Below are 18671 nucleotides of genomic sequence, written 5' to 3'. Positions count from 1 at the left end.
CTACAAAAAAAGCCGGGACCGAATATCCTGTGATATTTCGGCAACCCGGCTGTCTCGGTGAGACCCTATAGGCTTTCCGCCCCATTCTTGCAAATGGTTAAGTATTATCGTCTATCGTCGAATAATTTCCGGCATTGCTACCATTTCTGTGAGCCGGTGTCAATGTTTTTTAATATCTTGTGTGAATGCTCCTCCGGCTGATGACAGCCTTCTATGCTTCAGATATTTTGGCATTGAGAGACGATGTTATTCGCGTACCTTGTAGTATTGAAGTACCATTTTGCCGCTTGCAAGTGGCGCCTTGTGATGATAGTATAACCTTGTTTTATAAGCCTTGGAAAAGGTTCCATCGCCAGGCAGGCGGCAGCCAAGGCGATAAAGGTACCATGAAACTTGCCATGTGATTAAGATGATCTTTATTTTACGCAGACATAAATTGCCGCTCGCCCTGGTGGCGGTCCTGATCGGTGCCGTTGCCGCCCTGCTGCTCATCCAGCGGGCGAGCAGGGATGTGCGGGCCGAGGCGCGCGCCCGCTTCATCGAGCAATACAACCGTCAGCAATCGCTGATGGCCGAACTCGCTTCCCATACCCTGGAGGAGCTCTTCGCCACCTATCACCGTAACCTGGACCTGGTGGTCAACCTCTTCGAGGGGAAAGCGGTGACGAGGGAGCGGGCCCGGGAGGTGAAGGGGAGTCTGGAGAAGATCTACGGCTCCCTGGCCAATACCCCGGTTATCGACATGGTGATCTTCGACAACAGGGGAATCGCCATCGGCGTCGAACCCTACGATGCCTACACCTTGGGGCGCAGCTACGCCTGGCGGGATTACTATCACTGGGCCAGGGAGATGGGGCGCCCCGGGCAGATGTACCTCTCCCCCTATGCCCGGCTCCAGGGGGGGGTGCAGCGCGGCAACAAGGCGGTCATCGTTGCCGAGGGGATTTACGGACCCGGCGAGACCTTTCTCGGTGTCGTCATCTGCGCCATCGATTTCGATGTCCTGGCGAAGAAGCACATCCTCCCCATTCATATCGGCAAGGAGGGGCATGCCTGGCTGGCCGACATCAGCAACCGGACCATGCTCGTCGGTCCCAGCGGCCGCCTGGTGGGACTCACCTTCGAGGAGGCGTTTCTCCCCCGCTGGCCGCGCCTCTACCGGCTGCTCCTTTCCATGGAAAACGGCCAACCGGGAAGCGACTGGTACGATTACCTGGATCCGGGCTCCTTTCAGCACCAGGTGCGCAAGATCGGCAGCTACCATCCGATCCGCATCGAAAACCGCCTCTGGGCATTGGGCATTTCCACTCCCGAACATGAGGTGGATGAAATGCTCTCCACCTTTCTGCACCGACAGGAGACATTTGCCAATACGCTGCTGGTGACCGTTATCGGCGTAGCAACACTGCTCTTGGGGCTGCTCCTCAACTGGAACCGGGTCCTTTCGGCTCAGGTCAAACACCACACCGGTGCCTTGAGTGAGGCCCATTCCCGGTTGGAATCGACCTTCCATGAGCTTTTGGTGGCGAAAAAGGTGGCGGCGGTGGGGCATCTGGCCCTGGGGCTGGCCCACGAGATCCGTAATCCCCTCTCGGCGATTCAGATGAACATGCAGATGATCCGCAAAAAGATCGATCTGGCGGGGACCCTGCGGGAAAATTTCGCCATTGTCGATGGGGAGATCCAGCGGCTCAACCGGCTGCTCAAGAATGTCATGGATTTCGCCCGCCCCCGCTCTCTGCATCTGCAGCAGGCGGAACTGAAAGAACTCATCGGCCGTCTGATGCAACTCTTGTCCCAGCGGCTGGAAGAGCAGCTGATCAGGACCACCGTCCGCATGGAGTCGCCCATTCAGCTGATCTGCGACCCGGAGCAGATCCATCAGGTGTTCCTGAACCTGATCCTCAACGCCATGGAGGCCATGGGGGATACAGCAGGAGAGCGGCATCTGACCATCCATGCCCGCAGTGCCGATGGCATGGCCCAGATCACGGTCAGCGACACCGGTGCGGGAATCCCGCAGAACAAGCTGGAGCAGCTCTTCGATCCCTTCTTTACCACCAGGGCATCCGGCGGCGGGCTCGGCCTTTCCATCGTTCAGACCATCGTTCTGCGCCATGGGGGGACGGTGGCCGTGGAGAGCGAACCGGGGCAGGGGGCGTCCTTTACGGTGACCCTGCCCTTGCAGGGACCTTCCGAAACAGGAGATACAGCACCATGAAGACGATCCTCATTGCCGACGACGACAAGGCGATCCGCCGTACCCTGGAACTGCACCTCACGGAGGTGGGCTACCGGGTGGTCACCGCCGCCAACGGCCCAGATGCGGTCAATCTGGCCCTCGGCGACAATGCCATCGGTCACAACATCGACCTGGTCCTGTTGGACCTGCGCCTGACAGGTATGGACGGCTTCGAGGTGCTGACACGCATCAAGGAGGAAAAAGCCTCTCTGCCGGTCATCATGATCACAGCCTACGATGAGATGCAGACCGCCATCAAGGCCATTCGCCTGGGGGCAATCGACCACCTGGGCAAGCCGGTGGATCTGGATCACCTGGACGAGGTCATTGACAAAATCTTCGAAATGAGTGCCCTTTCCCGCACCGGCGTTGCTTTCAGCGATTCATTCGATCCCCATTTCGAGCAGAACATCATGGTCGGCCGGACCCGTGCCATGAAGGAGGTTTACAAGACTATCGGCGCCGTAGCCGACTCACGGGCGACGGTGCTTATCCAGGGGGAAAGCGGTACCGGCAAGGAGATGGTCGCCCGTGCCATCCACTTCAATAGCCAATTCCGCAACCGGCCGTTCATTGCCGTGGCCTGTTCGGCCCTTTCCCCGACCCTTCTGGAAAGCGAATTGTTCGGTCACGAGAAGGGGGCCTTCACCGGCGCCATTCGTACCAAGCCGGGCAAATTCGAGCTGGCCCAGGGGGGGACCCTGTTTCTGGACGAGATTTCCGAGATCAGCCCGGAGATCCAGGTGAAGCTGCTCCGCTTCATCCAGGAGCGGGAGTTCGAACGGGTTGGGGGGCTCGAAACCATCAAGGCTGATGTGCGCATCGTCGCCGCCACCAACAAGAACCTCTCCACCCTGGTGGCAAACGGCATCTTCCGCAACGACCTCTATTACCGCCTCAAGGTGGTCTCCATAGAGCTGCCTCCCCTGCGGGAGCGGAAGGAGGATATTCCCATCCTGGTCAAATTCCTCCTGGAAAAGCTGCACCATGAGACCGGTAAAGCTGTGGAGATCATTCCCCAGGAAACCATGAACAAGATCCTCGGCCACTCCTGGCCGGGCAATGTGCGGGAACTGGAAAACACCCTGCGCCGGGCCGTGATCCTCTCGCCGGGCAACATGCTCTTGCCCGAATCGCTGCACCTGGAGGCGGAGAACGACTCAGCAACTCGCTTCCCGCTTCTGTTGAAGCCGCTCCACGAGGTGGAGCGGGAACACATTCAGAACGTGCTGCTCTACGTCCGCAACGAAAAGAAAAGGGCTGCCGAGATCCTCGGCATCTCCAGGCCGACTCTCGACCGGCGCATTAAGGAATACGGCCTGGAGGACGACGAAAAGAGCTAAAAACAAATCAATTTCTGCCTGCCGGCTCCCGGCCGCCGCCCATCCTGCCCCCTGTTCCCCTTAGGCTCATCCCCATTGCCCCATTCCCGGCGGCACCTTCCCCCTCAATTTTTTACATCTGCACTTCACAATTTTACATGGGCTCGGGAAAATTTGATCATTTGGTAAAACAGTGCTCGGCAGAGATGCTCTGCGCTGCACAGGTAAAACAACGTAATTGCCTGCAACTAAAGCCTTGATGAGGTTATCGAAAGAAGTGGATCGCATTTTGCAAAACATAATTTTATAGAATGACCGGTGCACCATTTCCTGATGCTGCCGGTCTACCAACCGGCAGGAGGAGGAAGCGGCAATGGAGAAAACGGTACTGGTCATCAACCTGGGTTCCACCTCGACCAAGGTGGCAGTGAGTAAATCTGCAGAGATCCTCTTCACCGAGTCGGTGCCCCATCCGGCAGAAGAGCTGAAAAAATATAAGACCATCATCGACCAGTACGATTTGCGGGAAAAAACAGTCCTCGGAGTGTTGGCGGAAAAAAATGTCCCCCTGGAGCAACTGGACGGCATTGCGAGCCGGGGGGGGAACATGAAGCCAATCCCAGGTGGCATCTATGCAATCTGCCCGGCCATGATCGACGACATGAAGAGCGGCAAATACGGCCAGCATCCCAACATGTGCGGCGGCATCGTCGCCTATCAGCTGGGGCAGAGGCTGAAGATTCCGGCGCTGACCGTCGATCCACCCACCGTGGACGAGCTCTGTGTCTCCGCCAGCTACTCGGGTATCCCCTTGATCAGGCGCCAGAGCAGCTTCCACGCCCTGAACCAGAAGGCGACGGCACGAAAGATCGCAGCGAAGCTGGGCAAGGCGTATGAAGAGGTCAACCTGATCGTCGCCCATCTGGGAGGGGGGATCTCCGTGGGCGCCCATCGCAAGGGGAGGGTGGAGGATGTGAACAACGCCCTGGATGGAGATGGCCCGTTTTCTCCCGAGCGGGCGGGGACGCTGCCGGCGGGGGACCTGGTCAAGCTCTGCTACAGCGGACAGTATTCACTGGGGGAGGTGCTCAGGCTGATCCAGGGGGGTGGCGGGCTGAATGCCTATCTGGGCACCACCAGCGGTTTGGAGATAGAAAAGCGGATAGTCGAGGGGGATACCGTTGCCGCAGAGGTCTACGAGGCCATGGCCTACCAGGTGGCCAAAGAGATCGGGGCGTGTGCGGCAGTGCTGGAGGGAAAGGTGGATGCCATTGCCCTCACCGGCAGCCTCGCCTACTCGGCGCGTCTCACCGAAAGCCTCAGGCAGAAGGTCTCCTTCATTGCCGATGTCCACCTGGATCCGGGAGAAAACGAAATGGCTGCCCTGGCGGCCGGCGCCATGCGCTACTTTACGGGTGCGGAAGCACTCTCACAATACTGAAAGGAGAGGAGAAATGCTCAAATCATTCAATGAACTGATTGCCGCAGTGCAGGAAAAACCGAAGAAGAAGATTGCCATCGTCAGCCCGGAAGGATCGACGGTGATGAAGCTGGTCAAGCAGGCACTGGAGATGAAACTGGCGGAATTCGTCCTGGTCGGTAACGAAGAGGTCATCAAGACCATGTCGGCAGAGGTGGGTTTCGACTCGAATCTGATCAACATCATCAACATCCCCGACCAGAAGGAAGCAGCCGAGGAGGCGGTGCGGCTGGTGGTGGTGGGAAGCGCCAACGCCATCATGAAGGGGAATCTTCCCACCGCCGTCTTCATGCGGGCCATCCTCGACAAACAGAAGGGGCTGAACGACAACAAGGTCATCAGCGAGATCACCATCTACGAAAAGATCGTTGACGCGCAGGAAGGGGGGTTCCGCTTCATTACCGACTGTGCCATCAACGTCTCGCCGACCCTGGACGAGAAGAAGCAGATCATCGAAAACGTCGTCGGCCTGGCCCACAAGCTGGGGAACGAATTGCCTAAGGTGGCGGTCATCTCGGCGGTGGAGGTGGTCAACCCGGCCATGCCCGACACCATCGAGGCGGCGGCCCTGAGCAAGATGGCCGAGCGCGGTCAGATCGAAGGGTGCCTCATCGAAGGACCTCTGGCCTTCGACAACGCCATCTCCCTCGAGTCTGCCAAATACAAGAAGATCAAGGGGGAGGTGGCCGGCCAGGCGGATGTCATCATGATGCCTAACCTGCTCTCGGCCAACCCCCTGCGCAAGTGCCTGGTCTACTACACCCAGCAGCGCATCGCCACGGCGGTCATGGGGGCAAAGGCGCCCATCGTCCTCACCTCCCGGTCCGATTCGGCGGATACCATGCTGCTGACCATCGCTTTGGCGGCCTATATATCTTAAGTAACTTGATCATTGTTGTGATGTGGTCAGGCGGGACATGGCAGTGTTCCGCCTTTTTTACGTTCAGTAGGCATTTCTGGGAAGGCAGTCGTGGCATCGGGAGAGAGCGACGAGCCACAGCGGCGAGCGGACACCCGCCGCATGTGGAACGGTGAGAAGCCGCCGATTGCAGCGTCGTCGATGATTACGCGGGCGGCACCGCAAGGTCCGCAGCTGTGGCGACAGAGCGAACGGACGATGTCGCGACTGTCTGGAGCTGCCAGGCAGGTAACTCTTATCTTATTCATAGATACATGGTATAACTATGTTCTGCGAACAAATCGACGCGATACAAAGAGGGAGAAAAGATCCATGCGGGTTAGCGAAATCATGCTGGCAACCAGGGTGCAGATCCGGCCCGGCGACACCATCCGCAGGGCTGTGGAGCTGCTCCAGGCGTCCCGGCTGAATGGGGTGCCGGTGGTCGATGACCAGGGTAAGCTGATCGGCTATTTCTCCAAGTCCCATCTCTACGAATGCCTCCTCAAGGGGATCGACATCAATGCCCCCATCGAACCGTACTACATCCGGGAGGTGGTGAGCGCCTGCGAGGATACCTCCTACGACAGCCTTGAAGCTCTCTCCAAGTGGCTGCAGTCCTGCCGGGTGGGACAGACCATCGTCGTCAACCGGGACAACGAGCCGATCGGTGTCGCCACCCAGGCGGGAACGGTGCTGGAGCTCCTGGACCGGACCGATTATCTCTTCCGCGAGCTCTCCGGAGTCGTGGAGAACGTGCCGGCCGGCATCCTCACCACCAGCAACACGGGTCTGGTCACCATGGCCAACCACTACGCCCAGGATATCCTCGGCGGAATCGAAACAGGGCGCTACATCGGCGACTATCTCCGCGAACTGGAAAGGGATTTTTCCCCCGTCAGCAGCGGCGATTGGATGCTGCCCCGCAAGATCGAGCACAACGCCCTGAAACTGATCGCCACCGCCGTTCCCATTTACCAGCACACCAGGAATAAGGGAGCCATCTTCGTCATCCAGGACATGACCGCTGTGGAGGGGGTTGCCCACGAGCTTGAAACGGTCAAGGAGCTGAAGATGACCCTGGAGACGGTACTGGAGGTGGCCTACGAGGGGGTGGCGGTTGTGGACGAGGGAGGCATAATTACCCTGGCCAACGGCCGCTTCTGCAACAAGGTGGGGGAGGGGAAAGAACGGGTCATTGGCACGAAAATCGACCGTTTCATCCCTGTGGCCCCTGACCGGCCCCCCATCGGTGTTCTGGAGGTAAATGGCACGCCGTGCGTCGTCTCGACCCTCCCCATCACCCAGGGGGGAAACGTCAAGGGCTCGGTGGTCAAGATCTACGAAGACCTGGACCAGTTGACCGATCTCGTCCAGCAGATCAACCGCATCAATATCCAGTTGAACTACTACAAGGACGAGCTCTACAAGGTCAATGGCACCAGCTACACCGTGGGGAGCATCGTCTGCCGGGACGAGCGTCTTGCCACTCTTAAATCCCAGGTCCTGCAAGTGGGGCGGAGCAACTCCACTGTGCTCATCACCGGCGAAAGCGGCACCGGCAAGGAGCTCTTCGCCCACTCCATCCACAATGCCTCCAATCGGCGCAAGGAACCATTCGTCAAGGTCAACTGTTCCGCAATTCCCGCCGAGCTGGCCGAGGCGGAACTGTTTGGCTACGAGGACGGTGCCTTCACCGGCGCGCGACGGCAGGGGAAACCTGGGAAATTCGAACTGGCCGACGGGGGTACGATCTTTCTCGACGAAATCGGCGACATGCCCCTGGTCCTGCAGAGCAAGCTCTTGCGGGTGATTCAGGACAAGGAGATCGAGCGGGTCGGCGGCGTCAAATCCCGAAAGGTGGACGTGCGGATTATCGCCGCCACCAACCGGGACCTGAAACGGATGGTGGCGGAAGGGACGTTCAGGGAGGACCTCTATTTCCGCATCAACGTGGTCGAGCTGAAGATCCCCCCTCTACGTGACAGGCGCAAGGATATCCCGCTCCTTGCCGACACCTTCATCAAAAAATACAACAATCTCCTTACCCGGCGGGTGGAGGGGCTCTCCGACCAGGCACTGGAGGCCTTAACCCGGTACTACTGGCCCGGCAATATCAGGGAGCTGGAAAATGTCGTCGAGCGGATGCTGAATTACCGGGAAAGCGGCCTTATAGAACTGCAGGACCTTCCCGAAGAGATTGTCGGCCGCCCCGGCAAAGCGGCGGCAAAGAATACCCAGACCCTGGCGGCTATGGAAATGGAGACGATCCAGGCGGCCCTGGCCGAGGCGGGGGGGAACAAGTCCAAGGCGGCACGGCTTCTGGGGATCAGCCGCTCCAAGCTCTACGAAAAGCTGGGTGCCGACCGCTAGTTATCCGGTTGTTTGTCCGGAAAACAGACACTTGTCCTAATTTCGGACAACTCGTCCACCACAGAAACACACCATCGTTTTATCCTGCCCCTATGTTTTTCCCGAAAAGCGCTGCAAATTCCACTAACTCCGCCTTGCCTTTATGTGTTCAATAGCTAAAACATTATTTGGCACAACCGTTGCTCTTCCTTTGGTACGCATCGCTTCTTGCTGGACATGCCGATGCCGATACTACCGGAGAAGGAGCACCTATGACTTCATCAATGCAGGTATTCACCGACTGTACCCTCTGTTATCACAGCTGCGGCACCACTGTTACCATCGAGGACGGCGAGGCGGTCAAGGTGGCGGGGCTGCCGGGGCACCCGATCAACTCCGACCAGCTCTGCCCCAAGGGTGAAGCGGCGTTGACCCATGTCTATTCCCCCCACCGCATCAAGACGCCGCTGAAAAAGGTGGACGGGCAATTCGTCCCCATCTCCTGGGACCAGGCCCTGGACGAGATCGCCGCCAAGCTCCTCAAGCTCAAGGAACAGTTCGGCCCCAGCGTACTCGGGGTCTTCAGCGGTTCCATCGGCGTGGAAAATCTGGAGATGGCCCAGCTCACTCAGCGATTCAAGGCGGCCTTCGGTTCCCCCAACTTTTTCTCAGTGGAGAGCATCTGCTACCGCATGCGCATCCGCACCCGGCAGATCACCTTCGGCAAGTATCCAACCGAGGAGCTGGATTCCAAGCTCTATATCCTCTGGGGGCACAACCCCGACGCCAGCGATTTTCCCCTGAAGCTGGCCCTGGAGCGCAACCTGCCCAAGGGGGCCAAGCTGGTGGTCATCGACCCCCGGCGCATCCCCCTGGCCGACCAGGCGGACATGTACCTGAAGATCCGCCCCGGTACCGATGGCGCCATGGCCATGGCCATGCTCCATGTGATCGTCAAGGAAGACCTGGTGGATCATGACTTCATCGACAAGTTCACAATGGGCTATGAGAAGTTGATTCCCCACGTGGAGCAGTTCACCCCCGAGTGGGCCGAGGCGATCACCTGGGTGCCTGCAGACAAGATCCGGGAACTGGCGCGGCTCTTCGCCACCACCAAGGGTGCCTCCATCTTCCAGGGTACCTGCACCCAGGACCAGACCGCCGGCGGCACCCAGAACAGCCGCGCCTTTGCCGTTCTACAGATCATCACCGGCAACATCAACGTCCCGGGCGGCTGGGTGATCAGTCCGCGCCCCAATTTCGGCAATGTGGGGCTCAATGTGGAGGGGGACCCCCTCGGCATGGACGAGTATCCGCTCTTCATCGAGGTCTGGGGAAGAAAGAGCCCCTACGGCGTCATCACCATGGTGCCGGAGGCGATCCCCGACAAGCTGAAGGCCTTCTACGTGGTGGGGGGCAATCCACTCGTCTCCATGGCTGATTCCAACGCCTTCCGCGAGGCCTTCCGCCGCCTGGATCTCCTGGTGGTCCACGACATGTTCATGACCCAGACCGCTCAAGAGGCCCATTACGTGCTTCCTGCCTGCTCCCACCTGGAAAAATGGGGGCTCGCCTATACCTATAACGTCTGTCATTGTCTGCCATACCTGATGCTGCGCAAGAAGTGTATCGAGCCCATCGGCGAAAGCTGGTCGGAGTGGAAGGTCTTCACCGAGTTGGCGAAGCGTCTCGGCATCGGCGATAAGTTTCCCTGGCAGAGCGAAGAGGAGTTGATCCAGTTCGAACTGGGGCCGACCGGCATCACCTTTGAAGAAATGCTCCACGGCCACCCGGAAGGGCTCTATTACGGAGAAAAGAAATACGTGGTCAAGGATGGCATGTTCGCCACCCCGACCGGCAAGATCGAGATCTACAGCGACGCCCTGGCCAAGGTGGGTGCCAATCCCCTGCCGGAATACATCGAGCCGGAGCGCAGCCCCAGGAACAGCAACGACAAGTTCCTGAAAAAATACCCGCTGATCCTTTCCACCGGCCATCGCAACTACTACTACGTGCACAGCCAGTTCCGCAGCATCGACCAGCTCAAGGCCGAGGCTCCCGGCCCGGTTGCCGAGATGGGGGTCACCACTGGTACGAAATTTGGCCTTACCAGTGGCGACGACATCCTCATCGAAACCAACCGGGGTAGCATCCAGATGAAGGTCAACCTGGACGAGCGGGTGGCGGAGGGATGCATCTTCGTTCCCCACGGCTGGTCGGGAGAGGCCAATGCCAACCTGCTTACCGATACCGACTGCCGGGAAAAGATCCTCGGCTATCCGGACGTGAAATCACTCATGTGCTCGGTGCGCAAGATTTCTGCCGCTGCATGATAACAACCTGCAACGGAAGGAGGTCGTCGTGAACGTCGCCTTAAGGGAAGATAAGGTAATGTATGCCGCCGGTCAATGTTCCAAAAAGAGCGGGAAAATAAAGGGAATTACCGGGGTGATCCTGGCAGGTGGGGCATCGAGCCGGATGGGGAACAACAACAAGGCGCTCCTCATGCACCGGGGGGGGCGGATGATCGAAGGGATTTACCACACCCTCGCCGCACTCTTCGACGAGGTGATCATCGTCACCAACACGCCGCAGGTCTACCAGTTCCTCCCCTGCCGGAAAGTGCCCGACCTCTACCCGGGAAAAGGGGTGCCCGCCGGCATCCACGGGGCGCTCAGCCAGTGTCGCGAGCCGGCCATCTTCACCGTTGCCTGTGACATGCCACATTTGAACCCGAGACTGATCAGGCATCTGGCCGAACGGTACCAGGGGGAGGATGTGGTCATCCCCAGAAGCGCCGGAGGGTTTGAACCGATCCACGCCATCTACGGCAAGGGGTGTTTGCCCGCTTTGGAAGAGCTGCTGCAAAGGGATGAGAAACGAATGTTGGCACTCCTCCCCCAGGTCAGGGTAGTGGAGGTGGAGGCGGAAGAATTGGCGGCCTTCGATCCGGGGTTCGACTCGTTCGTCAACATCAATACCCCTGAGGACTATTATCGGCTGAGGTACAGCGACCCGAACGGGGAATAACAGGTTGTTGAAAAACTATTGCGGGGTCGCTCTGCTGCGTTGCCGCTCGCTCGGAAACTCAACGTACAGTGGGTACGCCTCGTTCCCTCGCTCGCTTGAGCCTTGCATAGCAACCTCCTCATGACGTTTTTCAACAACCTGATAGGGCTAACTGAAGCCCGTTGTGAAACACCGGAGGTTTTCCTCCGCAAAACCGAATAAAACGATCTCCGAGCCGCGGCGCCTAAAAGGATAACTCCTCACGGCGGTCCGGCCTATGGGTAGCGCGGGAAACGGCGCTGCCTTCCATTATGCAAAGGAGACCCAACGGCTCGGTAGTATCCGGGACCGTCGCGGGGCCTTTCCATGTGAAAGGCCTTTTTGGGTTTTTAGGGGAAAGGATGGAAAGCATGAACAACGATGACAACAGGAAACTGTATATGGAACCGGCGGTGCGCAAGCTGCTGGAGGATCGGGGGATCCGGGAAGAGGATCTGCGCCAGGTGCTGGCGGTTGCCGAAGGGGAGGGGCGCTTCCACAGCCATCGGACAACGGGGCATCGTTTGGCCCATGCCACTCCGGGCAAGGTTACCTACTGGGTGGAGTATGTTCAGGAAGATGGTGGTTACCGGATTTTTACCGCCTATTCACATCGGATGAAGATCCTGGAAGGCTTCAACATGCCCCCCCGCAAAGAAGGGGAAAAGGTGGACTGGATCTGTGCAGCCTGCGACCTGCCCCTGGAGTGGGCAGCGGTGAAACTGGCCTACCTGGACGAGACCTTCGTTGCCGATTTGCCTGCCTGCCCGGCCTGCCAGCGGGTGCTGGTGAGCGAGGAAAACGCCGTGGTGAAAATGGCCATGGCGGAGCGGATGCTGGAAGACAAATAGCGAGGGGTGAAATTTTTTATGCAGGAGAGCTGCCATGAATGACAAACCGACGAATCCGATTCAACTGGACGGCCCCTACCTGGAGATGCTGTCCCTGCGTCATCAGGGGTATTGCTGCAGCCAGATACTGGTGAAACTGCTCCTGCAGGAACAGGGGCAGGACAACCCGGGACTGGTGCGGTCCATGGCCGCCCTCTGCTTTGGCGGCGGCCAATCGGCCGGGATCTGCGGCATCCTCACCGCTGCCGCCTGCGCATTATCCCACGGTCTGGTAGAGGGGAGGGAGCAAGACCTGTCGGACAGCCAGCTTCCCCTGCTGTTGGATGAGCTTAACGGCTGGTTCGCCTTGGAGGCGGAGCGCTCCTACGGTGGCATCACCTGTGGGGAGATCCTCACGGCCAGCCCAGACAAGCGGGCCTGTGCCCTGCTCCTCATCGCGACGCTGGCAAAGGTCCGGGAGATTTTGGCATCCACAGCCGGCGTGGCCAAAGGAGGTGGGCCATGGTAATCCTTGAACAGGCCCGAAAACAGGAGCAAATCTTCCGTGGTATCCGGCCGGAGCCGGCAGGGAACCAGGTCATAACAAAGACCCCCCTGGAAAACTGGATCAGGCAACGGCTGGCGGTGCATGCGCCGCTTACCTCTTCGGCCATCGCCGCATACCAGCTGGAGAAGCTCAAAGAGGTGGTGGCCTATGCGCGGGAGCGGAGCCCCTTCTATCGCGAGCTTTTTGCCCACATCGGCCCCATGAATAGTCTCGCGGACTTTGAGCGGATCCCCTTCACGACCCCTGCCCATGTCCGGGAACAGGGGATGCGCATGGTCTGCACCTCCCTGGGGGAGATCAAGCGGATCGTCACCCTGCAGACCTCGGGGACGACCGGCGCCTCGAAACGGCTCTTTTTCACCGGCGGGGACCTGGAATCGACCATCGATTTCTTCAGCAACGGCATGTCCACCATGGTGGAGGCGGGGGAGACGGTCATCATTTTCCTGCCGGGGGAGCAACCGGACAGCGTCGGGGATCTGCTGTCGCGGGGTCTTGACCGTACCGGCATGAAAGTGGTCATCCACGGGCCGGTGCGGGACGACGCAGCTGCCCGTGCTGAAATTATGCGCCATCGGGGGGCATGCCTGGTGGGCATACCCACCCAGATCCTTTCCCTGGCCTGCGGCGCTGGGAGCGACGTAATCCCGGCCGGCTGGGTGAAAAGCGTGCTCCTGTCCACCGATTATGTACCGGCGGCCATTGGGGAACGGCTGGAAAAACGCTGGGGCTGCCGGGTATTCACCCATTACGGTATGACCGAAACCGGCCTTGGTGGCGGGGTCGAGTGCGAGGCGCGGGGAGGGTATCACCTGCGGGAGGCGGATCTTTACACGGAGATTGTCGATCCCCTCACCGGCCAGCCGGTCGCTGATGGCGTCGAAGGGGAAGTGGTCTTCACCACCCTGACCCGGACCGGCATGCCCCTTATTCGCTACCGTACCGGGGACCGGGCGCGCATGCTTACCGAGCCCTGCCCGTGCGGTTCGGTGTTGCGACGACTGGGACCGGTCCGGGGGCGCTTCGAGGCGGCCGTGCCCCTTGCCCAAGGGCTGAGCCTGAACATGCCCATCCTGGATGAGGCCCTCTTCGCCATCGACGGTGTGCTCAACTTTGCTGCCGAGGTGCGCAGGTTTGCCGACCAGGATCAGCTCCACCTCTGCCTGCAGGTTAGTGGCGGTGAGGAAGAGCGCATCGCCAGGGAGGCGGTTGCCATGCTTTTGCGCAAGGAGCCGGTGGCTCCCCTCTTCCGGCAGAAGGCCCTGGTCCTGCGGAGCATTACCTTCGACACCGCCGGCTGGTTCACCACCGGCACCGGCAAGAGGCAGATCAAGGATTGCCGGGAATGAACAGGGAGGGACATTGAAAACAATCCACGGAAACGGAGGTCGGATACAAGGAGCAGATCAGGCATTGATGATGTTATGAAAGGCATGCACACCACAAAACTGGAGGGAAAAGATGGCTGAGAAAGAAAGGAAAACGTTTTATACCGCCTGTTGTCTTTGTTACCAGAGCTGCGGTGTGGAGGTAACAGTTGAAGACGGCAAGGTGGTCGGGGTGAAGGGGCAGGATTCCCACCCCATGAACAAGGGAAAGATCTGCGCCAAGGGGCAGGCCATGATCGAGCATCTCTATCATAAAGACCGGATCAAGCGCCCGTTGAAAAAGGTGGACTGGGGATGGCAGGAGATTTCCTGGGAGCAGGCCTACAGCGAGATCGGCGCCAAGCTAAATGGTCTTAAGGAGGAGTTCGGCCCGTCATCCCTCGGTTTCTTCTGCGGCTCTATCGGCGTGGAGAACCTGGAGATGGGCTCGCTCACCCATCGCTTCAAGGCCGCCTTCGGTTCCCCAAATTTCTTTTCCGTGGAGAGCATCTGCTTCCGCATGAGGATCCGGGCCAGGCAGATCACCTTCGGCAAGTATCCGGTGGAGGAAATGGACTCCAACCTCTACGTGCTCTGGGGCCACAACCCGGCCGCATCGGACTTCGCCCTCGCCCTGGCCATCCAGGAAAACCTAAAGAAGGGTGCAAAGGTCGTGGTCATCGACCCGCGCAAAATCGCCATTGCCGACCAGGCGGAGATGTATTTGCCCATCAGGCCCGGCACCGACGGCGCCCTGGCCCTCATCCATGTGATCGTCAACGAGGACCTCTACGATCACGAGTTCGTGGAGAAGTGGACCTACGGCTTCGATAAGCTTGTGCCCCATATCCAGCAGTACACACCTGAATGGGCCGAGGCGATCACCGAGGTCAAGGCCGACGACATCCGCAAGCTGGCGCGGCTTTTCGCGAGCACCAAGGGAGCGAGCATCTGCCACGGCACCTGCACCCAGGACCAGCAGGCCAACGGCAGCCAGACCGACCGCGCCATGGCGATCCTCCAGTCCATCACCGGCAACATCAACGTCCCCGGCGGCTGGGTGATCAGCCCCCGGCTAAGCCTGGCCGACGTGAGCCTCCCCTTCCCGGGCAAGCCCCTCGGGGCCGATGAATATCCGCTCTTCTACGAGCTTTGGGACCGGACCAGCCCCTACGCGGTCATGAACCTGGTGCCGGAGAGCATCCCCAGCAAGATCAAGGCCTTTATCGTCGCCGGAGGCAACCCGCTGGTCACCATGCCCGACTCCAACGCCCTCACCGATGCCTTCAAAAAGTTGGACCTGCTGGTGGTCTACGATCTCTTCATGACCGAGACGGCAGAGCATGCCCACTATGTGCTTCCGGCTGCAAACCAGCTGGAATTCTGGGGGCTCGGCTACAACTACAACGTCTGCCATTGTCTGCCGTACCTGATGCTGCGGCCGCCGGCAGCCGACCGTTTCCACGAGACCAAGACGGTCCTGGAATTCTACAAGGGGCTGGCCGAGGCGTGCGGGTTCGGCGAGCAGTTTCCCTGGCAGACCGATGAAGAGCTGGTCGCCCATGAGCTGGGGCCCTGCAGCCTCTCCTTCGATTACCTGCGGGACAATCCGGAGGGGGGGGTCTATCAGGAGAAGAACTACACGTTGAATGACCGTTCCTTTGCCACGCCGACGCGCAAGATCGAGATCTACAGCGAGGCCTTCGCCAAGGTCGGCGCCAGTCCGCTCCCCACCTACCAGGAGCCGGAAAAGAGCCCCCAGGGGTCACGCTGGGCGGAACTGGGAGAAAAATACCCCCTGGTGCTTTCCACCGGTACCCGCTACCTCCACTACAACGGCTCTCAGATGCACAACGTGGAGTCCATGCGCAAGTTCGACCCCTATCCCCGCGCCGAAATGGGTCCAGAGACGGCGGCCAAATATGGCCTTGCCCATCAGGATGACGTGATCATCGAGACCGACCGGGGGTGGGTGAAGATGAAGGCGGAGGTGAGCGACCGGACCATGGAAGGGGTGGTGCTGGTGCCCCACGGCTGGCCCAGGGAGGCCAACTGCAACCGCCTGACCGATTGCAACTGTCGGGAGCCGATCATGGGCTACCCCCAGTGGAAGGGGCTGTTGTGCAGCATCAGGAAGGCGGATTGACCTTATGAACTGATCTTGTGCGCTCTGCCGGTGCTAGAAGATCTCATGCAGAAGGGGGAGCAACGGGTGATCTCGCTGCTCCCCAAGGTCAGGGTTCGGGAGGTGACGGCCACCGAAGCGGCGCGGTTTGATCCTGAGTTCTGTTCCTCGCCAATATCAATACTCTGGAGGATTATTACCGGTTGCGCAACGAGGCTGTGCAGGATGGAGAGGTGCAGCTTTGCAGCTGCTGCCGGTGATGGGTTGACGCTGAGGGATTTTTTTGATGCAAAAAAAGCATCTTCCGTTCGGAGGGTGCTTTTTTGTCGTTAGAAGGCCCAGTGATGCTTTGCCGATGGTTGGGGCTGCACTTTCAAAGTTCTTTACATTTATAACATGTGTGGTATATTGATGCCATGACTTTCCGTCTTTTGTTTTACAACGAAGCTGTTGAGGATGAGCTTGATGCTTGGCCTGTTGGCTTGCGTGCTCGATTTCGAGCATTGACCTTACGCATGGAAGAATACGGTCCCAACTTGGGAATGCCGCATACACGTGCGCTTGGTAATGGCCTTTTTGAGATCCGTGCCAAGGCAGAAGAAGGAATCGGTAGAGCGTTTTTCTGCACTATGGTCGGAAGAAAGATCGTTATTCTTCACAGTTTCATTAAAAAGACGGACAAGACACCAAAATGGGAACTCGATATAGCGCTCACCCGGCAAAAGGAGGTAATGAATCATGAGCTATAAACCGGTTTCGTATCACCCCAAGAAAAAATTGGAGAAAGACCTTCAAGACCCCGATTTCAAGAAAGCATGGGAAGCCTTGGATGATGAATTTGCTGCTCTGGATGCTCTTCTTGCGGCCCGCAAGCAAGCGGGGCTTACTCAAGAACAGGTGGCGGCAAAAATGGGTGTTTCTCAACCATCATTGGCGAGGGTAGAAGCTTCACTTGGCTCTCACCGTCATTCCCCGTCTCTTGAGATGCTTCGCAAGTACGCTGCCGCTGTCAACTGCAAACTGGAGATAAAGCTGGTGCCGCAGCACTCGTAATCCTTGTCTTTGTGAAGCCGCCTTTTCGGGCGGCTTCTTGATTTTGGACTTTCATTTGGGAAAAAGGGGAAAGATTTATTTTATAATCTTCCTCGGGCGCCCCTGTCCCCGAGACTCCACCCGCTTTTCGATCTTCTGCTCAATCTCATCCACAAATCTAATGCTGCCGGTTAGCTGTCCTCGCTGAAGGGATTGCCGGATTAGCTCCCATTCGCCTTCCGGAATCGATCCTTCCACCCATTCCTGATATGTATCTGCCCGCTTCTTTGCCGAGCGCAAGTTCCAAGATCGAAGAGAAAGGGGCAGGAACCCACGGGAATTCCTGCCCCTGCATCACATTCCATGACAATGCAATAGTGGCGAATCAATGCCTCGCTGCTTTGGCTACCCCATAACCGGTGGTCTGGCGGACAAAGAGCTCTTCGAACATCTCCTCCTCACGCTTGTTGCGGAAGAGCAGGGTGGCAACAATCGTGACCAGGAAGCCGATCGGCACCGAGACGATGCCCGGATTCTTGAGCGGGAAGAGCGGCGCATCGGAATGAAAAATTAGGGACACTCCCCGGTTTTCTTTCTAGGTCGTCCTGGTTTCTTTGGTTTGAGTACCTGATTCAACCTATATTCCAGCATATCAACGAAAGACTCCGATCCAAAAGGCCGGCCGGAGTTAGTGGCCTTGCGGATGGCGTTATCCATTTCTTCATCTTCAAAGGCCACAAATTCCCGATACGCATTCTGTTCCTGCGGTGAAAGCCAAAATTCTGCCGCAAGCAATGGGTCATGTGTGCCTGACACATGGGCCTTGGCGCTGGACCACCGATACCCCTCAACTTTTGCAGCGAGTCCTGCTTTAATCGGGTTGCGCTCAATGTAGCGTGCAACGGCCCAAAGATAGCGCTCGTTTTCGACGACACAAGAAAAAAAACGATTTTGCCAGATGCGGCCTGACTGGTTGAGCTTTCGATTGAGATACTGGGTATACATCTGGTTAGCAAGGCCGATACCACGCGACAGAGAGGTTTCCGTTTCGGGAACGGTGAGCAGATGAATATGGTTGCTCATCAGGCAATAAGCCCAGATCTGCACATGATGCTTCTGAGTGTAATCTGCCAGCAACTTTAAATATGTCAGCCGGTCCTCATCATCGAAAAATACTGTAGCGCGATTATTGCCGCGTTGCGTTATGTGATGTGGGTAGCCGGGTGCTATGATGCGGGCTATTCTTGGCATGGGTGAAATAGTACCGTCCGATTTTCACAGGTAGATTCTATTCGTAAGTGCACCACGTGATAAAAAAGCAGGACATGATGGTTTTCTGGTAGTGTGTGAAGCGCGACCAACACTCACTACGGAAAGGAACCCACCATGTCCTACAGCCATTTTACT

The 18671-nt window shown here is 58.3% G+C and carries 17 protein-coding genes and 2 riboswitches; of the genes, 14 read left to right on the top strand and 3 right to left on the bottom strand.

What is annotated here, in order from left to right:
* Positions 1–36 precede the first annotated feature (36 nt).
* Positions 37–113: riboswitch (cyclic di-GMP riboswitch) on the bottom strand.
* A gap of 296 nt (positions 114–409) precedes the next feature.
* The 4 genes from ML541_RS10005 to ML541_RS09990 all read left to right on the top strand — a co-directional run bounded on the left by ML541_RS10005 (position 410) and on the right by ML541_RS09990 (position 5924).
* Positions 410–2221, top strand: a complete 1812-nt coding sequence (locus tag ML541_RS10005; RefSeq protein WP_243372659.1) for an ATP-binding protein — start codon at positions 410–412, stop codon at positions 2219–2221.
* On the top strand, positions 2218–3585 hold the full coding sequence (locus ML541_RS10000) for a sigma-54 dependent transcriptional regulator (protein WP_243372658.1): 1368 nt from the start codon (positions 2218–2220) through the stop codon (positions 3583–3585). The genes ML541_RS10005 and ML541_RS10000 overlap by 4 nt, the downstream gene beginning before the upstream one ends.
* Positions 3586–3937: 352 nt before the next feature.
* A complete protein-coding gene (gene buk / locus ML541_RS09995) occupies positions 3938–5005 on the top strand; it encodes a butyrate kinase (RefSeq protein WP_243372657.1) in 1068 nt (355 codons plus the stop codon).
* A gap of 13 nt (positions 5006–5018) precedes the next feature.
* Entirely contained in the window at positions 5019–5924 is a 906-nt protein-coding gene (locus tag ML541_RS09990) for a bifunctional enoyl-CoA hydratase/phosphate acetyltransferase (protein ID WP_243372656.1), read from the top strand.
* A gap of 26 nt (positions 5925–5950) precedes the next feature.
* Here ML541_RS09990 and ML541_RS09985 read toward each other — a convergent pair whose 3' ends face one another.
* Positions 5951–6211, bottom strand: a complete 261-nt coding sequence (locus ML541_RS09985) for a hypothetical protein (RefSeq protein ID WP_243372655.1) — start codon at positions 6209–6211, stop codon at positions 5951–5953.
* Positions 6212–6275: 64 nt separating this feature from the next.
* On the opposite strand from ML541_RS09985, the gene ML541_RS09980 reads away from it, so the two are divergent.
* The 10 genes from ML541_RS09980 (at position 6276) to ML541_RS09935 (ending at position 17285) form a co-directional block, all read left to right on the top strand.
* Positions 6276–8315 (top strand): sigma-54-dependent Fis family transcriptional regulator, encoded by a 2040-nt coding sequence (locus ML541_RS09980; protein ID WP_243372654.1) that lies wholly within the window; start codon positions 6276–6278, stop codon positions 8313–8315.
* A gap of 251 nt (positions 8316–8566) precedes the next feature.
* Positions 8567–10627, top strand: coding sequence for a molybdopterin-dependent oxidoreductase (locus tag ML541_RS09975; protein ID WP_243372653.1), 2061 nt, complete (start codon positions 8567–8569; stop codon positions 10625–10627).
* Positions 10628–10655: 28 nt separating this feature from the next.
* Positions 10656–11324 carry a molybdenum cofactor guanylyltransferase gene (locus ML541_RS09970; protein ID WP_243372652.1) on the top strand — a complete coding sequence of 223 codons (669 nt, stop codon included), beginning with the start codon at positions 10656–10658 and terminating at the stop codon, positions 11322–11324.
* A gap of 195 nt (positions 11325–11519) precedes the next feature.
* Positions 11520–11641: riboswitch (molybdenum cofactor riboswitch) on the top strand.
* Between the two features lie 72 nt (positions 11642–11713).
* The gene (locus ML541_RS09965; RefSeq protein WP_243372650.1) at positions 11714–12193 is read left to right on the top strand and encodes a DVU_1557 family redox protein; all 480 of its coding nucleotides are present in this window, start codon (positions 11714–11716) and stop codon (positions 12191–12193) included.
* Positions 12194–12227: 34 nt separating this feature from the next.
* Entirely contained in the window at positions 12228–12701 is a 474-nt protein-coding gene (locus ML541_RS09960) for a DVU_1555 family C-GCAxxG-C-C protein (protein ID WP_243372649.1), read from the top strand.
* Positions 12695–14089: a DVU_1553 family AMP-dependent CoA ligase gene (locus tag ML541_RS09955; RefSeq protein WP_243372647.1), complete on the top strand. Its 1395-nt coding sequence runs from the start codon at positions 12695–12697 to the stop codon at positions 14087–14089. Before ML541_RS09960 ends, ML541_RS09955 begins: the two co-directional genes overlap by 7 nt.
* A gap of 112 nt (positions 14090–14201) precedes the next feature.
* Positions 14202–16253 (top strand): molybdopterin-dependent oxidoreductase, encoded by a 2052-nt coding sequence (locus tag ML541_RS09950; RefSeq protein WP_243372645.1) that lies wholly within the window; start codon positions 14202–14204, stop codon positions 16251–16253.
* Positions 16254–16298: 45 nt separating this feature from the next.
* Complete coding sequence (locus tag ML541_RS09945; RefSeq protein WP_243372644.1) at positions 16299–16565, top strand: hypothetical protein; 267 nt, start codon at positions 16299–16301, stop codon at positions 16563–16565.
* An 83-nt stretch (positions 16566–16648) separates the two neighbouring features.
* The gene (locus tag ML541_RS09940; RefSeq protein WP_243372643.1) at positions 16649–16981 is read left to right on the top strand and encodes a type II toxin-antitoxin system RelE/ParE family toxin; all 333 of its coding nucleotides are present in this window, start codon (positions 16649–16651) and stop codon (positions 16979–16981) included.
* Positions 16971–17285 (top strand): helix-turn-helix transcriptional regulator, encoded by a 315-nt coding sequence (locus ML541_RS09935; RefSeq protein WP_243372642.1) that lies wholly within the window; start codon positions 16971–16973, stop codon positions 17283–17285. The genes ML541_RS09940 and ML541_RS09935 overlap by 11 nt, the downstream gene beginning before the upstream one ends.
* A gap of 364 nt (positions 17286–17649) precedes the next feature.
* On the opposite strand, the gene ML541_RS09930 is transcribed toward ML541_RS09935, so the two are convergent.
* Together ML541_RS09930 and ML541_RS09925 are read right to left on the bottom strand one after the other, a co-directional pair.
* Positions 17650–17844, bottom strand: a complete 195-nt coding sequence (locus ML541_RS09930) for a hypothetical protein (protein ID WP_243372907.1) — start codon at positions 17842–17844, stop codon at positions 17650–17652.
* Positions 17835–18515, bottom strand: coding sequence for a transposase (locus tag ML541_RS09925; protein ID WP_243372641.1), 681 nt, complete (start codon positions 18513–18515; stop codon positions 17835–17837). The genes ML541_RS09930 and ML541_RS09925 overlap by 10 nt, the downstream gene beginning before the upstream one ends.
* Positions 18516–18671 lie beyond the last annotated feature (156 nt).

This window comes from Geotalea sp. SG265 (assembly GCF_022808985.1).
GTDB lineage: Bacteria > Desulfobacterota > Desulfuromonadia > Geobacterales > Geobacteraceae > Geotalea.
Note: the sequence above shows the minus strand (reverse complement) of the source record. Positions and strands in the feature narration are given on the sequence as shown.